This window comes from Nocardioides sp. P5_C9_2, from assembly GCF_054049555.1.
Map to the genome: position 1 here is coordinate 1 of NZ_JBFUMD010000294.1, position 4,982 is coordinate 4,982.

Consider the following 4,982-nt stretch of genomic DNA (forward strand, 5'->3'; position numbering starts at 1 on the left):
GGCCTGTTCTTCGCGACTGCGGACGCGCTCGAGGACCGGATCCGAACCGTGGCCCACTCCTCGCCTGACCTGACCGGGATCGTGCTCGACTGCGAGGGGATCAACTTCCTGGACTCCCAGGGGTCGGCGAAGATGAGGGAGATCATCAGCCTCACCGACCGGGCCGGGCTCACGCTGCGCCTCGCCAGGCTCAAGCCAGGGGTGGCGGCGACCCTGGCCCGCGACGGCGTCCTCGAGCTCCTCGGGTCCGATCGCATCCACGGCAACGTCTTCCGAGCCGTGCAGGCGCAGGTGCCGGACGCCGCGGACCTCTAGCGGATCAGTCCCCACCGGCCCGGGGCACGGACTGCTCCTGGACAGCAGTCAGGGGAGCCCACCGGACGGTGGACTCCCCTGCCTCCGACCGATCGGCCGGTCTCCTGGGCGGACGGCCGCGGCGTGGACGGACGCGGACGCTTGCCCGGGCGGACTCAGCCCTGCTCGGCAAAGACCTCACGGATGGCGCTCTCCTGAGCGTCACTCAGGTTCGTGAAGATGAGCTCGGGACTGGACTCGGCGAACGCTTCGTGCACCTTGTCGATGACCGCGTCCGACGTCATCACGAACAGTGCCGAGGTGCCCGGGGTGACCTGGTCCCGGACCTTGTTGATGAACCCGTCGTCGATGCCGACGTCGCTCAGCGAGCCCGCGAGTGCCCCGGTTGCGGCACCGATCGCGGCGCCCAGGAGCGGCACGAAGAAGATCAGCCCGAACAGCATCCCCCAGAAGGCCCCACCCAGTGCCCCGGCTCCGGCCAGGTTGTTGATCTGGTGGGTCTTGGGCTTCTTCTTGCCGGTCTCCCAGCTGACGGTCGCGGCGTCGTGGATGGTGATCAGGTTCTGGGTGGCCAGGTCGCGCAGGATGTGCGTGGCCCCTTCGGCTCCTGTCGCGCTGTCGAACTTCCAGACCGTGAGCGTTGCCATCATTTCTCCCGTTCGTAGGTGGTGGGGTCATGTCGATGCTGGCGCGGTGCGGAGCCTGCGAACTCCCCCGCTCCGGATGAATCGCCCGGTCTCCCCGTCGTCAGGGCGCCGAGCTCGACGTCGGAGAGCTCGGGGTGCTCGGGGTGCTCGGGGTGCTCGGGGTGGCCGTGGAGGAGCCGGGTGTGCCGGTCGGCGTCGTGGTCGCGGAGGCAGCCTCCTGCATCTCGGCCACCGCCTGGTGCAGGGCGGTGACGGTCGCTGCGTCGACGGTGCCTGTCGGTTCGACATCGAGCGCGGTCTGGAACTCCGCGAGCGCCTCGGTGAGCTCGGGGGTCCACTCTCCGTCGACCGGCCCGTCCCAGTGTCCGGCCAGCTTGAGCGTCTGCTGGATCGCCGCCGTGGACGCCACCGCCTCCTCGGCAACGGCGCCGCCCTTGGCTGCCAGCTCGCCCTCGAGTGCCGCCGCGGTTGCCTTGTCGACCGTGCCGGTGGTGGGCAGTCCATGGGCCTGCTGCAGCGCGACGACGGCGTCGACCGTTGCCGGGCCGTACACACCGTCGACCTCGCCGTCGTAGTGGCCGGCGTCGCGCAACGACTGCTGGAGCGCCGTGGTGTAGGCGCGGACAGCGGCCTCGGCCTGCACCGCTTGCTCGTCGGTCAGGCAGCCGGCGTCCGCGAACAGGTGCAGCCACGCCATCTCCAGCGCCACGGCGGCGGCGTTGAACTGTTCCGAGGCCTGCGCCAGCGGTGTCTCCTCGGAGATGGCCTCCTGGACGGTGCCGAACTCCTGCTCCGCCTGCTTGACGCGGTTGATCGTGGCCGCCGGCGCCATCGGCTTCGCGCTGCTCGTGGTGGTCGAGGCGGTCTCGGCCGCCGACCCCGGGCTCGTCCTCGCCGCGAGTGCCGCCTGAGCGTGTGCCAGCTCCTGCTTCGTGTCGACGACGACCTGCTGCGCCTCGACCGCCGCCTCAGCTCCTGCCAGGGCCTCCTCACGCGGCTTCTCCAGGTCGGAGCCCGCGTCGGTGACATCACCGACGGTCGTCGTGCCCTCGGTGAGCACGTCGCCGTACCGGTCCAGTGCAGTGATGTACGTCGCGGTCGCACCGCAGAACTCCGCCGCCTTGTCCTCCAGGTCGTCCTTCGCCTCCGTGAGGGCCCGCTCCTTCGCCGAGACCCGGGCCTCGGCGAGCTTCAGGGCGGCGTCCCCGTCTCCGTCGTCGCCACAACTCGTCAGGCCGAGGATGGTGCATGCCGCCACCACGGGAGCGACGACGTACCGGCGCTGCAGATCATGTCGGCGACGCACGATCCGTGGCATCCCGGCCTCCTGGCGATGTGCCGTCCCGGCTGGGCGCCACGGACTGGGCAGTGAGCGTCGCCACGCTAGTCGCGGCATGGTGCGGCGACACCGTCCACAGCGGATGAGGGAGCTGCGGCGTACGGCCCGGCTACGATGGCCAACCACTGGCGAGGCCCTACGGCGCGTGACGATCTGGAGTCCGCATGGCATCAGGCGCGGCGCCGCCACCGATCGCGGGGACGCCCATCGACCCGCCGCCAGCAGCGGTCCCCGACTTCGCGAGGAAGCTGGACCGAACCGCCGTCGGCGGAGTCGGCTACCGGGCACTGCGCCGGTACTCCCATGCCAACGTCGCGCTCCTCACGTCCGGCACCGCGTACTACCTGTTCCTGTCCCTGCTGTCGTTGCTCGCCCTGACGTACGGCGTGATCGCGATCCTGGGTGCCGACCAGCTCGCGGAGAGACTGACCGACATCCTCGGCGACGCACTGCCGAACCTGGTCGGAGAGAACGGGATCGACCCGCAGGAGCTGCGCTCGACGGGTCTGACTGCGGGGGTCGTCGGACTCGTGCTTCTGCTCTACTCCACGCTCAGCGCTGTCCGGGGGGCGAGCAGCTCGCTGCACGTGATCTTCGGAGCCCCACCCGATCCGAGGAGCTTCCTCGCGGCGAAGGCCCGCCACCTGCTCATTCTTCTCGTCGTGACGCCGCTGCTCGCGGTGTCGTTCGCCTCGTCGAGCCTGACCGCGAGCCTCCCCCAACCCCTGCTGGACGCGGTCGGAGAGGACTCCACATCGACTCGCGCGGCACTGGCCGGCGCCGGTGTGCTCGTGGGACTGGCCATCGACACCCTCGTCATGTGGATCCTGCTGGGCACCCTCGGCGGCATTCGTCCCGACCGGGGCCCGCGCCTCATCTCGAGCGCGATCGGCGCCGTGGCCATCGGCCTCGTCAAGCAGCTCATGCAAGTCATCGTCGCGTGGTCGTTGGACAAGCCCCAGTACGGCGCCTTCGCCCTCCCGCTGGGGGTCTTGTTCGTCCTGTCCCTGTTGACCAGCGTGCTCTATGTGTGTGCAGCCATCGCGGGGGGCATCAGCGACAGGGACGTTCCCCTGGACAGGCCCCCGGTGAAGGAGTGATGGGATGCACTCGCCGCGCCCGACGTTCACGGCTGCGGCAGAGGAGTGCGTTCGTGCCCGCGCGAATGATTCCCTCGCCCCGCAGGCAATGAGGGGGCGCAAAGGTGGGGTCCCCTGGCACTCAGGGCAGGCGCCACCTGACCCGCATCTCGCGCTCGTTCTCGAGCAGCCGGGCGACCAGGGCCGACCTCCGCTCGCTGTCACCGGCGTCCGCGCCGTGGGCTGCGAGCCGGCGCGTCTCGGGAGCAAGGTCGTCCCCGAAGTACGCCAGCTCGGTGAGGCAGTTGGTCCACGCACGTTTGGCCTCGACCCACTCGTCGAGCAGGCTGTATGCCCCGGCCGTCCACGCCTCCGTCGTCCAGGTCCCTCGGCCTTCGGGCCGGGACCGCGCGAAGCCGGTGGGCAGCGTCAGGAACGAGCGTAGGTCCGTGCCGTAGCGATCGAAGTACGGCAACGCGAAGCGGCGGGCCAGTGACACGATCTCGTCGACCGGGACCTCGTCCAGCGTGTCAGCGACAAAGAAGCTCCGCACGTCCTTGACGCCGTGCCCGAGGATCTCGTCGAAGTTGCCGATCAGGGCAGTGGAGTAGACGTACAGCGGCTGGATGACGGCGTGGAACTCGARGCCGCCGCTCCGGCTGACCTGCCGGCTGATGTGCCACGCCACGTGGCCGTCAGCGGCGACGGTCGACAGGTGGCCGTTGTGTGCGGACCATCCTTCGGGCAGCGCCTCCAACAAGCGGGGGGCGACATGGCGGTCCCACTCACGGGTCTTCACGGGTAGTCCTTTCTCCGTGCGACCGAGGTCCGGGTCTGGTCCACGCTCGGCGGACCGGACCCGGCGCCGGCTGCGGCTTCAGCAGGTGAGCATGAAGACGTTGATCACCTGGTCCGGGGAGAGTAGACCCGGGATGTCCCCGAACACCGCGGCACGACAGGTGGGACCGAGTGTGGTGAGACTCCAGGTGGTCATCGACAACGCGCTCATCGGCATGAGCGGACGGGTTTGCGTCAAGACGACGGCCACTTCGTAGCATCGGGTTCATGTACACGCCACCGTTCAACCGCGCTGACGACGAGGGCGACCTACGCAAGTTCGTTGCCGATGTCCGGGTGGGCTGGTTCGTCACAAGCCGGGTCGGCGCCGCCCCGGCTGCCTCGTTCCTTCCGGTGGTATGGAGGGCCGACACCGTCATCGCCCACTTCGCCAAGGCGAACCCGCACTGGCGCGAGATCGAGACTGACACCCCAGCGCTGCTCATCGTGACGGGCCCAGATGCCTACGTGTCCCCGAGTTGGTACGCCGCCAAGGCTGAGCACGGCAAGGTCGTGCCCACCTGGAACTACAGCGCGGTTCACCTGACAGGCATGGCTCGGGTCCACGAGGACCCGAAGTGGCTACACGCAGCCGTGACGGACCTGACCGCTCAGCACGAGGAGCCGCGTGACCAGTCCTGGCAGGTCAGCGATGCACCGGCTCCCTACATCGAGGGACAGTTGCGGGGCATCGTTGGAGTCGAACTCACGGTGACGCGCGTGGAGGGCAAGGCGAAACTGAGCCAGAACCGCTCAGATGCCGAC

General features: G+C 69.3%; 6 protein-coding genes. 3 read left to right on the forward strand and 3 right to left on the reverse strand.

All coding sequences use genetic code 11. The features are described 5' to 3' along the window. The coding region (locus tag ACXJKL_RS14280) for a sodium-independent anion transporter (protein ID WP_457207709.1) at positions 1-315 on the forward strand (315 nt) is incomplete at its 5' end. Between the two features lie 155 nt (positions 316-470). Here ACXJKL_RS14280 and ACXJKL_RS14285 read toward each other — a convergent pair. Both ACXJKL_RS14285 and ACXJKL_RS14290 read right to left on the reverse strand, forming a co-directional pair. Continuing rightward, positions 471-965 (reverse strand): DUF1269 domain-containing protein, encoded by a 495-nt coding sequence (locus ACXJKL_RS14285; RefSeq protein WP_457207710.1) that lies wholly within the window; start codon positions 963-965, stop codon positions 471-473. Between the two features lie 97 nt (positions 966-1,062). After that, positions 1,063-2,280, reverse strand: a complete 1,218-nt coding sequence (locus ACXJKL_RS14290) for a peptidoglycan-binding domain-containing protein (protein ID WP_457207711.1) — start codon at positions 2,278-2,280, stop codon at positions 1,063-1,065. A gap of 185 nt (positions 2,281-2,465) precedes the next feature. Here ACXJKL_RS14290 and ACXJKL_RS14295 point away from each other — a divergent pair, with 185 nt between their 5' ends. Beyond that, on the forward strand, positions 2,466-3,401 hold the full coding sequence (locus ACXJKL_RS14295) for a YihY/virulence factor BrkB family protein (protein WP_457207712.1): 936 nt from the start codon (positions 2,466-2,468) through the stop codon (positions 3,399-3,401). A 121-nt stretch (positions 3,402-3,522) separates the two neighbouring features. Here ACXJKL_RS14295 and ACXJKL_RS14300 read toward each other — a convergent pair whose 3' ends face one another. Further along, positions 3,523-4,179 (reverse strand): hypothetical protein, encoded by a 657-nt coding sequence (locus ACXJKL_RS14300; protein WP_457207713.1) that lies wholly within the window; start codon positions 4,177-4,179, stop codon positions 3,523-3,525. A 266-nt stretch (positions 4,180-4,445) separates the two neighbouring features. Here ACXJKL_RS14300 and ACXJKL_RS14305 point away from each other — a divergent pair. Next, positions 4,446-4,982, forward strand: a 537-nt coding sequence (locus ACXJKL_RS14305; protein WP_457207714.1) for an FMN-binding negative transcriptional regulator, incomplete at its 3' end; no start/stop codon positions are given.

Bases quoted from the DNA above. Each gene is read 5' to 3' on its own strand.
- ACXJKL_RS14285 (WP_457207710.1), bottom strand. From the start codon at position 965: ATGATGGCAACGCTCACGGTCTGGAAGTTCGACAGCGCGACAGGAGCC.
- ACXJKL_RS14290 (WP_457207711.1), bottom strand. From the start codon at position 2,280: ATGCCACGGATCGTGCGTCGCCGACATGATCTGCAGCGCCGGTACGTC.
- ACXJKL_RS14295 (WP_457207712.1), top strand. From the start codon at position 2,466: ATGGCATCAGGCGCGGCGCCGCCACCGATCGCGGGGACGCCCATCGAC.